Source organism: Algibacter sp. L1A34 (assembly GCF_009796805.1).
GTDB lineage: Bacteria > Bacteroidota > Bacteroidia > Flavobacteriales > Flavobacteriaceae > Algibacter.
Map to the genome: position 1 here is coordinate 1,656,467 of NZ_CP047029.1, position 19,134 is coordinate 1,675,600.

At 34.7% G+C, this 19,134-nt stretch carries 15 protein-coding genes; 8 read left to right on the forward strand and 7 right to left on the reverse strand.

Annotated elements, in window-relative coordinates; translation table 11 throughout:
• Positions 1-36: 36 nt before the first annotated feature.
• Positions 37-1,305, reverse strand: a complete 1,269-nt coding sequence (locus tag GQR97_RS07080; RefSeq protein WP_158846863.1) for a hypothetical protein — start codon at positions 1,303-1,305, stop codon at positions 37-39.
• 297 nt (positions 1,306-1,602) lie between these two features.
• A complete protein-coding gene (locus tag GQR97_RS07085; RefSeq protein WP_158846865.1) occupies positions 1,603-1,995 on the reverse strand; it encodes a carboxypeptidase-like regulatory domain-containing protein in 393 nt (130 codons plus the stop codon).
• Between the two features lie 166 nt (positions 1,996-2,161).
• Here GQR97_RS07085 and dgt point away from each other — a divergent pair, with 166 nt between their 5' ends.
• The 6 genes from dgt (at position 2,162) to GQR97_RS07115 (ending at position 6,765) form a co-directional block, all read left to right on the forward strand.
• Entirely contained in the window at positions 2,162-3,502 is a 1,341-nt protein-coding gene (gene dgt / locus GQR97_RS07090) for a dGTP triphosphohydrolase (RefSeq protein ID WP_158846867.1), read from the forward strand.
• A 165-nt stretch (positions 3,503-3,667) separates the two neighbouring features.
• On the forward strand, positions 3,668-4,603 hold the full coding sequence (locus GQR97_RS07095; RefSeq protein WP_158846869.1) for a 2-hydroxyacid dehydrogenase: 936 nt from the start codon (positions 3,668-3,670) through the stop codon (positions 4,601-4,603).
• 24 nt (positions 4,604-4,627) lie between these two features.
• Positions 4,628-5,083 carry a DUF1801 domain-containing protein gene (locus GQR97_RS07100; RefSeq protein WP_158846871.1) on the forward strand — a complete coding sequence of 152 codons (456 nt, stop codon included), beginning with the start codon at positions 4,628-4,630 and terminating at the stop codon, positions 5,081-5,083.
• A 35-nt stretch (positions 5,084-5,118) separates the two neighbouring features.
• Positions 5,119-5,502: a VOC family protein gene (locus GQR97_RS07105; protein WP_158846873.1), complete on the forward strand. Its 384-nt coding sequence runs from the start codon at positions 5,119-5,121 to the stop codon at positions 5,500-5,502.
• A gap of 31 nt (positions 5,503-5,533) precedes the next feature.
• Positions 5,534-6,298, forward strand: a complete 765-nt coding sequence (locus tag GQR97_RS07110; protein WP_158846875.1) for a sulfite exporter TauE/SafE family protein — start codon at positions 5,534-5,536, stop codon at positions 6,296-6,298.
• A gap of 68 nt (positions 6,299-6,366) precedes the next feature.
• Positions 6,367-6,765 (forward strand): NINE protein, encoded by a 399-nt coding sequence (locus tag GQR97_RS07115; RefSeq protein WP_158846877.1) that lies wholly within the window; start codon positions 6,367-6,369, stop codon positions 6,763-6,765.
• A 73-nt stretch (positions 6,766-6,838) separates the two neighbouring features.
• Here the strand turns inward: GQR97_RS07115 and GQR97_RS07120 are convergent, their stop codons facing one another.
• The 3 genes from GQR97_RS07120 to GQR97_RS07130 are packed head-to-tail and all read right to left on the reverse strand — an operon-like array spanning position 6,839 to position 10,465.
• Positions 6,839-8,671 (reverse strand): GNAT family N-acyltransferase, encoded by a 1,833-nt coding sequence (locus GQR97_RS07120; RefSeq protein WP_199269916.1) that lies wholly within the window; start codon positions 8,669-8,671, stop codon positions 6,839-6,841.
• Between the two features lie 31 nt (positions 8,672-8,702).
• The gene (locus GQR97_RS07125) at positions 8,703-9,953 is read right to left on the reverse strand and encodes an aspartate kinase (protein ID WP_158846879.1); all 1,251 of its coding nucleotides are present in this window, start codon (positions 9,951-9,953) and stop codon (positions 8,703-8,705) included.
• Between the two features lie 26 nt (positions 9,954-9,979).
• Positions 9,980-10,465, reverse strand: a complete 486-nt coding sequence (locus tag GQR97_RS07130) for a GNAT family N-acetyltransferase (RefSeq protein WP_158846881.1) — start codon at positions 10,463-10,465, stop codon at positions 9,980-9,982.
• A gap of 124 nt (positions 10,466-10,589) precedes the next feature.
• On the opposite strand from GQR97_RS07130, the gene fbp reads away from it, so the two are divergent.
• Positions 10,590-11,597 (forward strand): class 1 fructose-bisphosphatase, encoded by a 1,008-nt coding sequence (gene fbp / locus GQR97_RS07135; protein WP_158846883.1) that lies wholly within the window; start codon positions 10,590-10,592, stop codon positions 11,595-11,597.
• Positions 11,598-11,670: 73 nt separating this feature from the next.
• Here the strand turns inward: fbp and GQR97_RS07140 are convergent, their stop codons facing one another.
• A complete protein-coding gene (locus tag GQR97_RS07140) occupies positions 11,671-13,134 on the reverse strand; it encodes a glutamate synthase subunit beta (RefSeq protein WP_158846885.1) in 1,464 nt (487 codons plus the stop codon).
• A 3-nt stretch (positions 13,135-13,137) separates the two neighbouring features.
• Entirely contained in the window at positions 13,138-17,652 is a 4,515-nt protein-coding gene (gene gltB / locus GQR97_RS07145) for a glutamate synthase large subunit (RefSeq protein ID WP_233267622.1), read from the reverse strand.
• 454 nt (positions 17,653-18,106) lie between these two features.
• Between gltB and GQR97_RS07150 the strand changes: the two genes are divergently transcribed.
• Positions 18,107-19,108 (forward strand): outer membrane beta-barrel protein, encoded by a 1,002-nt coding sequence (locus GQR97_RS07150; protein ID WP_158846887.1) that lies wholly within the window; start codon positions 18,107-18,109, stop codon positions 19,106-19,108.
• Positions 19,109-19,134: the final 26 nt, after the last annotated feature.

Genomic DNA, 19,134 nt, shown 5'->3' on the forward strand with positions numbered 1-19,134 from the left:
AGTAAATTATGTTTTTAAAATAGAATTGAATTAAGCTTATAGTGCTAAACCTCCTTCGATTACAGCGTAAGTCCAGTTAAACTCAGAAGTAGTAGCACCTACTGTTTGAGACCCTTTAGTTACAGCTGTTCCTTCAGATCCAAAACCTGGAGCATCAACGGTTTCTGCTTTGTTTACAAAAATAGTTGTAACATCTGTTACACCTTCTGGTAACACAATTTCCCAAGCAGAGAATGTTAATAAAGTATCGTTGTAGTTTGTAGCAACACCATCGTTATCTAATTCAATATCAGAATCAGCTTTAAAACCGTAAGCGTAAACATTATTTGTTGCTCCCATTGCTGCACTTCTGTAATCGGCATATTCACCGTTAGGAGTAACGCTGTTTCCAATAATGGTTGCATTTTGTAAAGTAAAAGAACCTGTAGAAGTTCCTTCGGGACCATCAACTTCAAAAGCATGATCAGAGGCGTCTCCTAAAACAACTACAACATTGTCAATAGTTCCAGAGTAAGCTTGGTCGATATCTATAGCATCATCGCCTTGTCCCCAAACTAATACGTTTGTTACGTTTACTGTTCCTCCAAAAAACTCAACACCATCATCAACATTAGCAAGAACTTCAATATTTTCAATTACAGTTCCGTTACCAACACCACCAAGTGTTAAACCGTTAATTTCGTTTCCTTCACCAATTAAAGCTCCACCATGACGGATAGAGATGTATTTAAGAACGCCAGAGTTATCTGCAGCATCAGTTCCACCGTATAGACCAAAAGTATCATCAGCAGGAATTCCTTCAATTTGTACTTCAACTAAATCTCCTTTAAAAGAACCTGGAGCGTTACCTAAAATAATTAATCCACCCCAAAGACCTCTATTGCTTTCGTCTAAGTTTGTACCAGCAGTTTCACCAGCATCGATATTATCACTTGTAGAAGTAAAAATAATTGGGCTAGTAGAAGTTCCTTCAGCATTTATTTTAGAACCTCTCGCAATAATTAAAGCAGAAGCTAAAGAACCTGTTCCTGAAGTTCCTTTAATAATGGTTCCAGCTTCAATAGTTAAAGTTGCTCCATTATCTACAACAACTTTTTGGTTTAATTCGTAAATTTTATCGTTTGTCCAAGTTGTGTCCTCAGTAATCGCACCAGTAACAGCAACTGTTTCAGTTGTACTTGTAGAGCCATCACCGTTTTGGATAATTGTAACTTCTTCTATTATAATTGGTGTATCATCATCTTTAAGACAACCAGTAAATACTAGAGTTGATACCATTAAAAGAGGTAAAATTATTTTTTTCATGAGATTTAAATTTTGATATTTTTTTTAGTTTATTCTTTCGGCAAAGAAACCACCACATTCTTAAAATGATGTTAATTCAAGATTAAACAACCGTAACAAAAGTGTTATAAAAACGTTACCTAAGTGTTTCTAAATGTTAATAGTTGGTTACATTGAGTTAACATTAAAAAGTTATTTTGCTAGATTGAAAGCTTTTGATGAATTAAAATATGCAAAGCTATTCTATAAAATAAAAGCATAAAAAAAACAGCCTCCGTTAAACGAAGGCTGTTTTTAAAATATTTTATAAAAAACGTTTTAGTTACTAGTAGTAGTAATGTTGGACGTTTCATTATTATCTGCGCTTGCTAAGGTTAACATTAAATCTTCTAAAGATAAAGTGTTAGCGCCTAGCGATTCTTTAATTTGTGTAGTACGGTTGGCAGCTACTTTAACTTCCAACGTTTTAGTTTCGTAACCTACAAAACTAAGTGATACTGTATAAGTTCCAGGACTTAAACGTTCAAATTTAAAGTTACCGTATTCATCAGATATTGTTTTAACTCCCGTTTCGTTAATAGAGATACGAGCCATTTCTAAGGGCGCATTATTAGATTCTAAATCTAATACGTTACCATTAATAGATGTGTCATCTTGAGCAAACGACATTACTGATGTTAAAAAAGCTATAATTAAAAAAAGATGTTTCATTGAATTTTAATAAATAAATTTTGCTCTGCAAAATAAAAGCATGAACGTAATATTAATGTTATGTAAATATTAAACAACCGTAATTAAAAGGTTACGCTAATGTTAAGCGAATTTTTATTTATTTTTTAATAGGAAATGTTATCTTGCCTGCATATAAATTTTCACCATGAACTGGGAGCAATTACTATCCTTAAAACGCTTTGGCGACACCAATAAACGCATTAGAAAAGAGCAAGACGAAACTCGTTTAGGCTTTGAAGTAGACTATGATCGCGTTATTTTTTCATCAGAATTTAGAAGTTTACAAGATAAAACTCAGGTAATCCCTTTATCCGAAACCGATTTTGTACACACCAGACTTACGCACAGTTTAGAAGTTAGTGTTGTTGGCCGATCGCTTGGCCGTTTGGTTGGTAAAAAATTATTAGAAAAACACCCACACCTACAAAGCTCATTAGGTTATCAAGCCAACGATTTTGGCGCTATTGTAGCTGCGGCAGCTTTGGCACACGATATTGGAAACCCACCTTTTGGGCATTCGGGAGAAAAAGCAATAGGCGAATACTTTATAACCGGTAAAGGCAAGAATTTTCAAAACCAATTAACCGATAAAGAATATCAAGATCTTTGCGATTTTGAAGGTAATGCTAACGGATTCAAAATTTTAACCGAAGATAGAGTTGGTCGTTTAGGAGGATTAAGGCTTTGTTACGCCACGCTTGGTGCTTTCATGAAATACCCAAAAGAGTCGTTACCTAAAAAACCAACAAAACATATAGCCGATAAAAAATACGGTTTTTTCCAAAGTGAAAAAGACGCCTTTCAAGATGTAGCAAACGAACTTGGTTTACTAAAACGAAGTGAAACAGACCTAAGTTATTCACGCCATCCATTAGCGTTTTTAGTAGAAGCTGCCGATGATATTTGTTACACCATAATCGATTTTGAAGATGGTATAAACCTTGGGCTCATTCAAGAAGAATATGCGCTAGAATACCTTTCAAAAATTATTCGTCATAACATAAAACGAGAAAATTATTATGCGCTTTCAACTAAAGAAGACCGCATAGGTTATCTACGCGCCCTGGCCATTGGCTCACTAATAAACGAAGCCGTAACCATATTTATGGAAAATGAGGACGCTATTTTAAACGGCACTTTCGATTGCGGATTACTCGATAAAAGCCAATACGAAGCTCAAATAAAAGACATTATTAAAATTAGTGTCGATAATATTTACCAATCCACCGAGGTTGTCGATAAAGAAATCGCGGGTTATGGCGTAATAAATACGCTGCTAAATACCTATGCCACGGCAGTAAATAATGGGTTTAACAACACCGCATCTAATTACGATAAACTCATACTAAAAAGCCTACCGAAAAACATCAACGCCACGAGCATTAGCCTATACGAACGCCTATCTAGCGTATGTTATTACGTGTCGTTGCTGTCCGATAGTAAAGCCATTTTAGAGTACAAAAAAATAAAAGGAATAGGGTTTTAAACCATAGTTTGGGCGTTACCCGAAAAGGGTCGGGCTTTCACTACTCGCTTTTTTGTGTTGCATAGGTGCAACAACACAAAAAGAGCTCAAACAAGCCGTTCAATCCCTAACGCAAATTCGGCTAAATCTTAAGTTTTAGTCATTAAAATATTATAAATTTATCTCATGAAAATTCTACACCTCGATACCAATCACGAATTATTAATTGAGCAACTAGCACAAGCAGGATTTACAAATCACGAAGATTATACATCTACAAAAGCAGAAATAGAAACCAAAATTGGTGATTATGATGGTATTGTACTACGTAGTCGTTTTACAATAGATAAGCAATTTCTCGATGCCGCAACAAACCTTAAGTTTATTGGTAGAGTAGGTGCAGGGCTAGAAAATATAGATTGCGATTATGCCGAACAAAAAGGTGTGTATTTAGTTTCCGCACCAGAAGGTAACCGTAATGCCGTTGGCGAGCATAGTTTAGGTATGTTATTATCTTTATTCAATAAATTAAATAAAGCCGATGCCGAAGTACGCCAAGGCAAATGGTTTCGCGAAGCTAATAGAGGCATTGAGCTAGATGGAAAAACCGTTGGGTTAATAGGCTATGGAAACATGGGGAAAGCCTTTGCGAAAAAACTTAGAGGTTTCGATGTTGAGGTTTTATGTTACGATATAAAAGCTAATGTGGGAGATACAAACGCAAAACAAGTAACATTAGCAGAGTTTCAAGAAAAAGTAGATGTAGTGAGCTTGCACACGCCGCAAACGCCGCTTACTGTAAACATGATAAATTCAGAATTTATAAATGCCATTAAAAAATCATTTTGGCTTATAAATACAGCACGCGGAAAAAGTGTGGTGACAAGTGATTTAATGGTTGCTCTAAAATCTGGAAAAATCTTAGGTGCAGGACTCGATGTTTTAGAATACGAAAAAGCATCTTTCGAGAATCTGTTTTCAAACACATTACCCGAAGCATTTCAATATTTATTAGATTCAGAAAACGTACTATTAACACCTCATGTTGCAGGTTGGACCATTGAAAGTAAAGAGAAATTGGCTCAAACTATTGTCGATAAAATTCTCGCTAAATTTTGTTAACTTTAGGTTTTCAAAATAACATGCATGGCATCTAAAGTTACAACAGTCGAACAATACCTCGATGCATTACCCGACCACCGAAAAGTACCGGTAAATAAACTTCGTGAGCAAATTTTAAAAAATCTTCCAGAAGGGGTTAAAGAAACCATAAGTTATGGTATGTTGGGTTATGTAATTCCGCATACGGTATATCCAAACGGTTATCATTGCAACCCAAAACTACCATTGCCATTCATGAATTTGGCATCTCAAAAAAACTTCATTGCTGTTTATAGTATGGTGCTTTATGCTAAAAAAGACCTTATGGATTGGTTTGTTTCAGAATATAAAAAACAGAGTAAAGACAAGTTGGATATGGGTAAAGTTTGCCTTCGGTTTAAAAAAATGGAAGATATCCCATTTAAGCTTATTGGCGAATTAACAGCAAAAGTTTCTACCAAGAAATGGATTGAGCTTTATGAGAATTCAATAAAGAAATAATAAATCCCTGTCTTCAAGGGAATAAAAGCAGAACTATGAAAAGAGTTACAGGAATAGGCGGTTTGTTTTTTAAAAGCAAAGATCCAAAAGCATCAAAAGATTGGTACAGCAAACATCTAGGTTTTAATACCGACGATTATGGTAGTACCTTTTGGTGGAAAGATAAAGAAGGAAAAGATTGTTCTACACAATGGAGTCCATTTGCTGAGGATACTAAATATTACGAGCCGTCAAAAAAAGATTTCATGTTTAATTACCGTGTGGAAAATTTGCATGAGTTGCTTAAAGTTTTAAAAGAAGAAGGTGTTACCATCGTTGGCAAAGTTGAAGAATATGAATACGGAAAATTTGGCTGGATTTTAGATAACGACGGTAATAAAATTGAACTTTGGGAACCTAACGATAGTGCTTTTTTGTAAATTCGCAGTAAACTCTGCAACTTCATTTTAATTGACTTACTTAGAAATTCTTCAGGCTTATAATTTATCAGTTTTACAATGGGTTGCCATGGGTTCTGCTATGTTTTTACTCGGGATGTCTAAATCGGGAATTAAAGGTATCGGGATTATTATTGTGGTTATTATGGCTTTTGTATTTGGAGAAAAAGCATCGACAGGTGTTTTGGTTCCTATGCTTATTTGTGCCGATATTTTTGCAGTAGTTTATTATAATCAACATGCACAATGGCATATTGTTAAAAAACTTATTCCATGGATGATTGTTGGTGTTCTCGTTGGTGTTTGGGTTGGTAATGATATTTCAGAATTAATCTTTAAAAGGCTTATGGCCATAATCATTATAGCCTCGGTTTTAATTATGATTTATACCGAACGTAGAAAATCTGAGACTGTACCAGATAATAAATGGTTTTCGGCAGGAACGGGTTTTATGGCTGGTTTTACAACTATGATTGGTAATTTGGCAGGCCCAGTCGCAAATATTTATTTTCTTGCCATGCGATTTCCCAAAAATGAATTTATTGGTACGGCCGCCTGGTTGTTTTTTATAATAAATGTGTTTAAGCTTCCATTTCATGTCTTTGTTTGGGGCACGGTTACTAAAGAGACCTTGGTGTTAGATTCTGTTTTAATACCAGTAGTTATTGGTGGGTTTTTCCTCGGTACTTATATCGTGAAATTTGTTTCTAATGTAAACTATAGACGTTTTATCTTAATTGTTACTGCTGTTGGTGGTGTAATATTGTTATTTAGTTAATTATTAGTGATTTAAACAGATTGATTTTTTTATTACCTTTAACACTTAATAAATTTTAACTTATAACAATGTCAGACGAAAAAAATTTGGGCGACGATCTTAACGATATGTTAGGCGACGCTAAAGATGGTGCAAAAAAAGCAGCCGATACGGTAAACGAAAAAGCTGGAGAATTTGCAGGAGAAGCTAAAGAAGCAGCTTCAGATTTTGCAAAAGGTGCAAACGAAGTGCTAGGTGGTGAAAACAAAAAATTAGTTGCAGGTATTGTAGCTATTTTAATTGGTAGCTTAGGAATCCATAAATTTATCTTAGGATATACTAAAGAAGGTATTATTCAGCTTGTAGCTACATTTGTTACTTGTGGTATAGCAAGTATTATTCCGTTTATAGAAGGAATCATCTATTTAACTAAATCTGATGAAGAGTTTTACAATACTTACCAAGTTGGTAAAAAAGGCTGGTTTTAATTTTAATCAGTAAAATATAAAAAAAGCTGAAACATTTATGTTTCAGCTTTTTTGTTTTCAAAATATTATAGCTTTAAGAAACGCCGTTGTTTTCGGTGAACTTTCGTTCCAATTCTGCTTGAAACTCTTCCATTACAGGTCTAACGGTGCTGTCTGGTAAATCGGCAATTTTTATATACATCAAACCATCTACAGCATTATTAAATAATGGGTCTACGTTAAATGCTACTAATCTGGCATTCTGTTTTATATACTTTTTAAGCAGTACCGGCATACGTAATGCACCTGGCTCTATCTCGTCAATAAGTTTATCAAATTTATTTAAATCGGCTTCCGTTTCATCGAAAACAAAATCTTTATCGGCATCTTTCAACTTAACCTTAAATTCTTTTTTAGGGTGCACGTATTGCGCGATGTATGGATCGTAGTAATGCGATTTCATAAACTCAATCATCAATGATTTAGAGAAATTAGAAAACTGATTACTTATACTCACCCCACCAATTAAAAATTTATGCTCAGGAAAGCGCAACGTAATGTGCACAATACCTTTCCAAAGTAAAAATAATGGCATTGGTTTTTGTTGATATTCTTTAATAATGAAAGCACGCCCCATCTCTATAGATTGGCTCATCATTTTATATAATTCAGGCTCGAATCTAAATAAATCTTGAAGATAAAATCCGTCTATCCCATATTTTTCAAATATCTGAGAACCTAAGCCCATTCTATAAGCACCGGCGAGTATGTTGCGCTCACGATCCCATAAAAACATATGGTGATAATATTGGTCGAAGTCATCTAAATCAATAGCTTCATTGGTGCCTTCACCTACCTCCCGAAAGGTGATTTCACGTAAACGGCCAATTTCGCGAAGTATATTTGGTGTATCCTTAGCTTGCGCCAAAAATACTTCGTAATTTTTACTTTCTAAAAGTCTAGAATCGCACTCTCTAAGAGCTTCTACCTCTTTAATCATAATTCCAGAATCAACAGGAGTAATAATATTTTTAGGTGCTTTTGGTGTTTTTAGAGTCGAAGAGATGTTATCTAATATTTTTGATTTATGTTCAAAAGAATTAGATAGCATGTAAGTCTTTTTTCTTAAGAAGTTCGAGAAATCCTCTAACGAAACATGTTCTTTTTGATCGGCAACCGAGATGGGTTTTCCTATTCTAACTTTTATAATGCGACGTTTTTGGCTAACAACCTCAGACGGTAATTTTGCAGTTCGGAATATATCGCTAATTTTAGAAAGCTTATAAAATAATTGACTGTTTTTGGCGTGAAAGTATATGGGAACCACCGGTACTTCGGCATGCTTTATTAATTTAATGGCTGCTTCTTCCCAAGGCTTATCGACTACTAGTTTACCGTCTCTATAAGTAGAAACCTCGCCTGCAGGAAATAAGCCTAACGGATGGCCGGCACGTACATGTAAAATAGCGTTTTTAAAACCTGCGATACTCGATTTTATGTCTTTCCTATCCTCGAAAGGGTTTACAGGCATCATATAAGGTTTCATCGGTTGAATACGATGTAATAAAAAATTGGCTATTATTTTAAAATCATCACGCTGTTCAAGCATTAATTTTAAAAGTAAAGCGCCATCAATACCGCCCAATGGGTGGTTTGAAACCGTTATATAAGCACCGTTTTTAGGTAGTCGTTTAAAATCTTCTTCTGGTATTTCAAATTTAATTTGAAATTCTTCTAAAATTTTGTCTAAAAACTCGACGCCTTCAAGATGATTATTACGCTTGTAAACCTTATTTATAGTAGATATTTTGAGTGCTTTCATTAGTAGCCAGCCAATAAAAGTGCCAATAAAACCATATTTGTCTAGTTTTATTGCTTTGGCTACTTCTTTGGGTGTAACTAAGCCTATGTTTGTTGCTTTCGTCATGGCTGTAAATGTACTAAAATATGTGCTTAAATTATATAGTAACTACTTGAACGGTTTCTTGAGTTAATTGTTTTAATAACACGGTTTTATCTGCTTCAATTTTATTTATGGCCGTTTCGTTATAATGTCGAATGGTGTAAAGTGATACGTTTTGGTTGCAAACCACTTTAAATTTTGACTTTAAATGATGTAATAATTTATCGAGATTATTGTAATTGTTTTCGATACAAACTGAAAAACTTATAGCCGAATTTTGCAGAAGGTCTACTTTCATTTTATACTGATGTAAAAGTCTAAAAATATCGCTAATGTTTTCTTCAACAATATATGAAAAATCTAAGGATGAAAGTGATATTAAAACCTGATTCTTCTTTACTATAAAACAAGGAGTCTTGGGGTCTAAAGAGATGTTTTTACCAATTTTTGTTCCGTTAGATTCTGGATTCAAAAATGATTTTACGTATAACGGAATTTCTTTTCCCTGCAATGGCTGTAAAGTTTTTGGATGAATAACCGATGCGCCATAAAAGGCCAATTCTATCGCTTCTCTATATGATATATTGTTGAGTAATTGTGCGTTTTCAAAATAACGTGGATCGGCGTTTAAAAGGCCAGGAACATCTTTCCAAATCGTTACCCTTTCGGCGTTTAAACAATAGGCGTAAATAGCCGCTGTGTAATCGCTGCCTTCTCTGCCTAATGTCGTGGTGAAATTGTTGGCGTCACTACCTAGAAAACCTTGTGTGATATTTAAAATAGAAGGGTTAAATGTATTTGATATAAGCTGTTGAGTGGTTTCCCAGTTTACATTTGCTCGACGATAATAATTATCGGTTTTTATATGAGTTCGAACATCTATCCAATTATTATTGAGGCCTATTTGGTTTAAGTACTCGCTAATTATGGTTGTTGAAACAAGCTCACCAAAACCTATAACTTGGTCGTAAACAAAACTATTATCTGGAGATTTGTTACTAATTAAAAATTGATTTAATTCACCGAAAAATGCATCTATTTTTGAGAAGACAATATGGTTTTCGTTTGGGAATAAATCTAATAAAATTTCATTATGAAATTTTTTAACCTCTTGCAATGCGCTTTGTAATTCGGACTTGTTTTCGAAATAATTCTTAATCACAAGTTCTAAAGCATTGGTTGTTTTTCCCATAGCGGAAACTACTATTAATGTGTTTTTATAGCCCACCTTTTGCAAAACAGAAGCTATGTTTTTTACTCCATTAGCATCTTTTACCGAGGCACCACCGAATTTATAGACTTGCATGTTTAGTTGTTTTGTTTAATAGATCGTTACGCTTTCAATTTTTCGATATACGTCTTTATAGCTGCTTCATCTAATTGAACTACATCCCAATCGCGCATAACGTTTGCGCCTTTTTTTTCATAGAATGCAATGGCTGGTTCGTTCCAGTCAATAACTTCCCAGTTTATGCGCTTAACGCCTTTTTTATGGCCGTATTTAACAACTTCATCTAAAAGTGCTGTCCCCATACCTGTACCCCTCATTTTCTGATTTACAATTAAATCTTCTAAATGAATTATTTTACCTTTCCATGTCGAGTAACGGTTGTAAACAAGGGCAATACCTTCTACTTTTTTATCAGCTTCTGCAACAAAACAGTGAAATGCAGGATGTATTCCAAAGCCATCATTCTCTAAATCTGTTAAGGTAACTTCAACAGCATCTGGTTCTTTTTCGAACACAGCTAACTCGTTGATTAGATGGAGCACTTGTGGCATATCCTCTTTTTTTGCATTTCTTATTGTAAAATCCATAATGAACATTATATTTTTTCAAATATACTTTAAAGTTAAATATGTTTGGGTATATAACTTTAACGAAAACGTTGTAGTTTCCTAATTTTTATAGATATTTGTATAAACAAAACAAAACACTTTTATGTCTCACAAAAAACAAACTTTAGGAGAGTTTATTATTGAAAATCAGTCATCGTTTAAATATTCTTCAGGTGAATTATCAAGCCTTTTGAATTCTATTAGATTGGCGGCAAAAGTTGTAAATCATGAAGTAAATAAGGCAGGATTAGTTGATATTATTGGTGCCGCTGGTGACACTAATATTCAAGGAGAAGATCAACAAAAACTGGATGTTTACGCAAATGATAAGTTTATACAAACGTTAACTAAAAGAAATATTGTTTGTGGAATTGCAAGTGAGGAAGAGGATGATTTTATTTCTATAAATAGCCAAGATGAAAATCATCAGAATAAATATATTGTACTTATTGATCCTTTGGATGGGTCATCAAATATTGATGTAAATGTTTCGGTTGGAACTATTTTTTCTATTTACAGACGTGTAACTCCAGTAGGAACACCTGTTACTCTTGAAGATTTTTTGCAAAAAGGAAGTAAGCAAGTCGCTGCTGGTTACGTGGTTTACGGCACTTCTACTATGTTGGTTTACACAACAGGAGATGGTGTTAATGGTTTTACTTTAAACCCTGCGATTGGATCGTTTTACTTGTCGCATCCTGATATGGAATTCCCTGAAGATGGAAATATTTATTCAGTAAATGAAGGTAACTATGTTCATTTTCCTCAAGGTGTAAAAAATTATATAAAATATTGTCAAGAAGAAGAAGGAGATAGACCTTATACTTCTAGATATATAGGGTCTTTGGTATCCGATTTTCATAGAAATATGATAAAAGGTGGTATATATCTTTACCCACAAAGTTCTAAGAATCCAGATGGTAAACTACGTTTGCTTTACGAATGTAACCCAATGGCCTTTTTAGCAGAGCAAGCTAATGGTTTTGCTAGTGACGGTTTTACGAGAACTATGGATGTAGATCCAACAGAGCTTCACCAACGTGTACCGTTTATTTGCGGTAGTAAAAATATGGTTAAGAAGGCTGAAGAGTTTATGAAAAATGCTAAATAAGAAATACTTTTTATAATAAAAAAATGCGAGCTATTAGGCTCGCATTTTTTTTACATTAATATTTTATTAAAGATTACATAGCAACTAAATCACCACTCATATCTTTCGTAGGTAAATTAGATTTACCCATTAAATAAATATCTACTTGTCTAGCAGCCTCACGACCTTCAGAAATAGCCCATACAATTAGAGACTGTCCACGGCGCATATCGCCAGCAGCAAATATGTTTGGAACGTTAGTTTGGTATTTGCCGTATTCTGCTTTGTAATTAGAACGGGCATCTTTTTTAATACCTAACTTATCGGCTAATGTGCTTTCTGGACCAGTAAAACCTAACGCTAATAAAGCTAAATCACAAGGCCAAGTTTTTTCTGTACCAGCAATTTCAATAAGTTGTGGACGTTCGCCAGGAACCATTTTCCATTCAACATTTACTGTTTTTAAAGCTGTTAATTTACCATTTTCATCTTTTATGAATTCTTTGGTGTTGATCAACCAGTTACGTTCTACACCTTCTTGATGAGAAGAAGACGTTTTTAACTGCAATGGCCAAAATGGCCAAGGTGTAGTTGGAGAACGGTGTCCAGGTGGTTTCGGCATAATTTCAAAATTAACTACCGATGTTGCTCCTTGACGGTTAGAGGTTCCAACACAATCTGATCCTGTATCACCACCACCAATTACAATAACATGTTTATCGGTTGCTAATACTTGATTTTTTACTTCTTTACCAAATAACACTTTAGTTTCTTGAGTTAAAAAGTCCATAGCTTGTACCACGCCATCGGCATCAATACCTTGTGTTGGTAAGCTACGTCTTTCGGTTGCTCCACCACATAATACTATAGAATCGAATGCTTTTAAATCTTTAACATTATAATTTACACCAACATTTACATTGGTTTTAAATATGATGCCTTCAGCTTCTAATATTTTTACACGACGATCGATAACTCCTTTTTCCATTTTGAAATTAGGAATTCCGTAGCGTAATAAACCTCCAACTTCATCGTCACGTTCAAAAACAGTAACGGTGTGTCCGGCTCTATTTAATTGTTGTGCTGTAGCTAGGCCAGCAGGACCAGAACCTACAACGGCAACTGCTTTTCCTGTTCTCGTTTTAGGTGGTTGTGGTTTTATCCAGCCTTCTTTAAAGGCACGTTCTACAATGCTTTTTTCAATATTTTCAATAGAAACGGGATCTTCAATTATACCTAGTACACACGATTTTTCGCAAGGAGCAGGACATAAACGACCTGTGAACTCTGGAAAATTGTTTGTAGAGTGCAATAACCAAGAAGCTTTATGCCATTCACCTTGGTGCACCATATGGTTAAAATCTGGTATTAAATTACCAAGTGGGCAACCACTATGGCAAAAAGGAATTCCACAATCCATACAACGAGATCCTTGTTTGGTAATCTCTTCTTCTTTTAATGGTATGGTAAATTCTTTATAGTTTTTTACACGGTCTGCTACGGGCGCGTAAGTTTCGTCTTGTCTTTCAAATTCTTTAAATCCTGTTACTTTTCCCATTGCCTATCCTATTGTTAATTCTTCTACCATTGGTTCTTCAGTTGCTAAGCGTATTAAAGCGCTTTTGTATTCTGTTGGCATAACGCGAACAAAATTGCTTAAGCTTGTATCCCAATCTTCCAGTAATCTTTTACCTAATTTACTTTCCGTGTATGTTACGTGATTTTGGATAGTTGCTCTTAAATCGGCTGCATCTTCTGCTGTAATATCTTCAAAATCTATAGTTTCAGTATTACAAAGTCCGTTTACAAATTTATTTTCTGGATCGTAAACATAAGCGATACCACCACTCATACCTGCAGCAAAGTTTCTTCCTGTAGAACCAAGAACAATTACTTTACCACCTGTCATGTATTCACAACAGTGATCACCTACACCTTCTACAACCGCAGTTGCTCCAGAGTTTCTTACTGCAAAACGTTCGCCTGCAATACCATTTATATAAGCTTCACCTTGAACGGCTCCAAATAAACAAACGTTACCAACTATAATATTTTTTTCAGCTAAGAAATCTGCTTTTTCTGGTTTCTTCACGATTAATTTAGCTCCAGATAAACCTTTACCTAAATAATCGTTGGTATTTCCATCAACCATAAATGTTAAGCCATGAGCTCCGAAAGCGCCAAAACTTTGCCCAGCAGAACCTGTGAATTTAATATTTAAAGTATCTTCTGGTAAACCAAGATGTCCGTAAATTTTAGAAATTTCATTACTTACAATCGCACCAACCGAACGGTCTGTGTTTTTAATAGGATACGATAAGTTCATTTTTTCTTTTCTGTAAAGTGCACGATGCGAATCTTTAAGAATTCTAAAATCAATAACGTTATCTAAATTATGATCTTGTTGCTCGGTGTTTTTAATAGGCATTGATTTGTATGCCTCTGGTCTGTGTAAAATAGCCGATAAATCCAAACCTTTTGCTTTATAATGGTTTATGGCTTTATTAGAATTGATTTTGTGGGTTTGCCCAACCATTTCTCCTAAAGTTCTAAAACCTAATTGCGCCATTATTGCTCTTAATTCTTCCGCTATATAGAAGAAGAAGTTAATAACGTGCTCTGGTGTGCCTTTAAAGTTTTTACGTAACTCTTTATCTTGAGTGGCGATACCAACTGGGCATGTATTTAAATGACACTTACGCATCATGATACATCCAGAAGCTACTAATGGTGCCGTTGCAAATCCAAATTCTTCTGCTCCTAATAAAGCTGCGATTGCAACATCACGACCTGTTTTTAATTGGCCATCACATTCTACAACAATACGACTTCTAAGGTTGTTTAAAACTAAAGTTTGTTGTGCTTCGGCTAAACCAAGTTCCCAAGGTAAACCAGCGTGTTTTAATGAGGTAAGCGGTGAAGCTCCTGTTCCTCCATCGTATCCAGATATAAGAACCACATCTGCTTTTGCTTTAGAAACACCGGCTGCAATTGTACCTACACCAACTTCAGAAACTAATTTTACGTTAATTCTTGCTTCACGATTCGCATTTTTTAAATCGTAGATAAGCTGCGCTAAATCTTCAATAGAATAAATATCGTGATGCGGCGGTGGTGAAATTAAACCAACAAATGGTGTTGAGTTTCTTGTTTCAGCAATCCAAGGCAATACTTTATGTCCTGGTAACTGTCCCCCTTCTCCAGGTTTTGCACCTTGAGCCATTTTTATTTGAATTTCCTTTGCACTAGTTAAATAGTGAGAAGTTACTCCAAAACGACCAGAAGCTACTTGCTTAATTGCAGAGTTTCTACTATCTCCATTACTATCTTTTTGGAAACGTCTACGATCTTCTCCACCTTCACCAGAATTAGATTTACCTCCAATACGGTTCATAGCAATCGCTAAGTTTTCGTGAGCTTCACGAGAAATAGATCCGTAAGACATAGCACCTGTTTTGAATCGTTTAACGATTTCGGTCCATGGTTCTACTTCTTCTAAAGGAATAGGATCTAAGTTGTCGAATTCAAATAAACCACGAATAGTCATTAAGTTTTCCGATTGCTCGTTGATCGCTTTTGCATAAACATCATAACTTGCCTGGTCGCTTAAGCGAACGGCTTGTTGAAGTTTAGCAACCGTTGTTGGGTTGAATAAGTGGCGTTCGCCATTTCTTCTCCAACGGTAATCGCCACCAATATTTAATCCTAAGTTTTTATCAATAGTATTATCTGGGTAGGCTTGTTTATAACGTTCGTTAATTTCTTTTTCAATTTCATACAAACCTATACCTTCAATTCTTGAAGCGGTATAAGGGAAATATTTTTCAACAAATTGAGAGTTGAAACCAACAATTTCGAAAATTTGAGAACCTCTGTATGAGTGTAATGTAGAGATTCCAATTTTGTTCATTACTTTTAAAATACCTTTTCCAATCGCTTTGTTGAAATTATCAACCGCTTTTTGCTCGTCCATACCAGTAATGAAGCCTTCTTTAACTTGCATTCTAATAATTTCGTTTACCATATAAGGGTTAACAGCACTTGCGCCATAACCAAATAAAGTTGCAAAATGATGTGGTTCACGAGGTTCTGCAGATTCGATAATGATATCGAAGTGAGAACGCTTACGTAAACGGTTTAATTGGTGGTTAACATAAGAACAAGCTAATAAACATGGAATTGGAGCAAACTCTTTATTTACACCTCTATCGGAAAGGATAATGATGTTTGTTTTGCGATCTAATGCTTTTTCTATTTGTACTATAACATCTTCCAAGGCATCTTCTAGACCGTTAAGCCCTTGTGCTTTTGGATATAACATTTGAATAGTTTCTGCCTTAAAACCTTCAACTGAAATGTTTCTTATTTTTTCTAAATCGGGATTAGAAATTACCGGATTTTGAATTCTAAGTTTTCTACATTGTCTATCGGTAATACTGAAAATGTTTCTGTCTTTACCAAGGTTTAAACTAATATCTGTTACTATTTCTTCACGAATACCATCTAATGGAGGGTTGGTAACTTGTGCAAATAATTGTTTAAAGTAGTTTGAAATAAGTTGAGGTCTATCCGATAAAACAGCTAAAGGTGTATCGATCCCCATAGAGCCTAAAGCTTCTTTTCCAACAATAGCCATTGGCGTAATAACTTCTTGAATATCTTCAAACGTATAGTTAAATAAACGTTGTCTTGTTTTTATATCAATAGTTTCTATCGAGCAAGTTTCGTTATCATAAGGTATATCTTTTAGATGAAGTCTCGTTTTGTCTAACCATTCTTTATATGGTCTTTCTGAAACGATTTTACTTTTTATTTCTTCATCTTCGATAATACGACCCTTGTTCATATCTACCAAGAACATTTTTCCTGGCTCTAAACGTCCGTGTCTTTCAATATCTTCCGGAGCGATATCAACCACACCAATTTCTGATGACATGATTAATTTTCCGCTTTTAGTAACTGTATATCTTGATGGTCTTAAACCATTTCTATCTAATAAAGCACCAACATAATCACCATCTGTAAATGGTACAGATGCAGGACCATCCCAAGGTTCCATAATACAAGCGTTATACTCGTAAAATGCTTTACGCTCCTTAGACATGGTAGCGTGTTTTTCCCAAGCTTCAGGGATCATCATCATCATGATTTCTGGTAACGATCGGCCAGTATGTGTTAATAATTCCACAACCATATCCATAGAAGCCGAATCGGATTTTCCTGGAAGAATAATTGGGAATAATTTATCTATTTGCGGTCCAAAAACATCGCTTTTCATGATTTCTTCACGAACACGCATTCTACTTACATTTCCACGAAGGGTATTAATTTCACCATTCTGGCACATGTATCTAAACGGTTGTGCTAATTCCCAAGTAGGCATAGTGTTGGTCGAGAAACGTTGGTGTACCAAAGCTAAACGAGTCACTAAATCTATTTGCTGTAAGTCGGTATAATAAGGCCCAATATCTTCGGGCATAATAATACCTTTGTATATTAAGGTACTTGTAGAAAAACTTGGAACGTAAAAGTAAATGCTTTCAGAAATTTTAGAATCACGAATGGTGTGTTCTGTTATTTTTCTAGCGGCATATAATTTCGCTTTAAAATCGGCATCGGTAATGTCTTCTGTTTTACCAACAAATAATTGCTCAATGTTTGGTTCGGATGCTGCTGCAATTGGTCCTAATTGCGAAGAATCGACAGGGACTTCACGCCATCCTAAAATAGAAAGGCCTTGTGTTTTAACTTCGTTTTCGAAGGTTGTTTTACAAAAGTTATATTGATTTTTCACCTTTGGTAAAAACACCATACCTACGGCATATTCTCTTTGCTCAGGAATACTGAAATCGCATACGCGTTTAAAATAATCGTGTGGAATATCTATTAATAAACCAGCGCCATCACCGGTTTTTCCGTCGGCACTAACGCCTCCACGGTGTTCTAATTTTACTAGAATTTCTAGCGCATCATGTATGATTTGATTTGTTTTTTCTCCTTTAAGATTACAAATAAAACCAGCGCCACAGTTTTCGTGTTCAAATTCTGGTAAATAGAGTCCTTGTTTCTTCAGCATAATCGTTTAAAAACTTGAGTTGAATTGTAAAGATATGTACTAGTGTTTAAAATACAATAGGGGCAATTCATTATTTCGATTTTTTAGGCGAAGCGAAGATTAAAATAGGTATATATCAATAAGTATGATGGTTTTTTAATAAATACTCAATTCGTTTTTTTTAATGATAATTATAGATATATGAATTAATGGTAGTATTTGTCTGTTTTAATGGAAAGAATGCTATTGTTTTTTGTAAAAGACTAACAATAATTCAAACAATGTGTTTGTTGAAAAATCAAAAAATAAAAATAATCACAAGAAGACCCCTAAAAAATTAGGGGTAAAATTGTGTAATTGATAAAAATGAGGTAAAACACCCTGTTTTTTGCAGGGTTTAAGATATTTTAACATAGTTTTGGATAGTTCTTATTAAATAAACCAAAAAACTAATAACTTAAAAATGAACACAATTATGAAAAAAATTATTACACTTTCGATGCTTTTTGTTGCTGCAATAGGCTTTGCTCAAGAAGATGAATCAAAATTATCAATAAGTGGTAGTGTTGATGCTTACTACAGAACTGTTTTAACGGCATCGGATGTTGGATCTCCTGCAACTGAGTCTTCATTTGCTGACCAAACAGGTTTTGCATTAGGAATGGCTAACATTATTGCTTCTTATGATGGGGCAACAACTGGTATGGTAGCAGATTTAGCTTTCGGAACTAGAGGTCTGCAAGCAGTAGGATCGGGTTCAGATGTTTTTATTAATCAATTATATGCTTACTGGAATGTATCTGAAAGCACAACTTTAACAATGGGTCGTTTTAATACGTACTTAGGTTATGAGGTGATTTCTCCAGTTGGAAACTTTAACTATAGTACATCTTATATGTTCTCTTATGGTCCGTTTTCTCATGTTGGTTTAAAAGCAGATTTTGCTTTATCTGATGATTTTAGCTTAATGGCTGCCTTAATGAATGTTACTGATGTTAATAATAATATGACAGGTGATTATGCTTTAGGTGCTCAATTAGGATACTCTGGACAATTCTTAAACTTTTATTATGATGGTGGTGCAGGTATTGGTTTTGAAGTAGACTATACAGGTGGTTTTGATTTATCTGATGATTTCTTTTTAGGAATAAATGCTGCTTACCAAGATAATGATGGTGCTGGTTTTTACGGTGCTGCATTATACCCTCAATTAGCAACTTCTGATTCTTTTACAGTAGGATTAAGAGCAGAATATTTTCAACAACTTGAAGATGGAGGAGTTTTAGGAAACTTACCAGCTGATGAGAGTATTTTAGGTGTTACATTAACAGGTAGTTATACTTTAGAAAACTTAATTATTAAGCCTGAATTACGTTTAGATAGTGCTTCTGAAGATGTAATTAACTTTCCAGATAGTGATGGGGTAGCTTCTAAAAGTTTAGCTGCATTTACTTTAGCTGCGATTTACTCTTTCTAAGCTTTAAAATATTATAAATCCCTGCT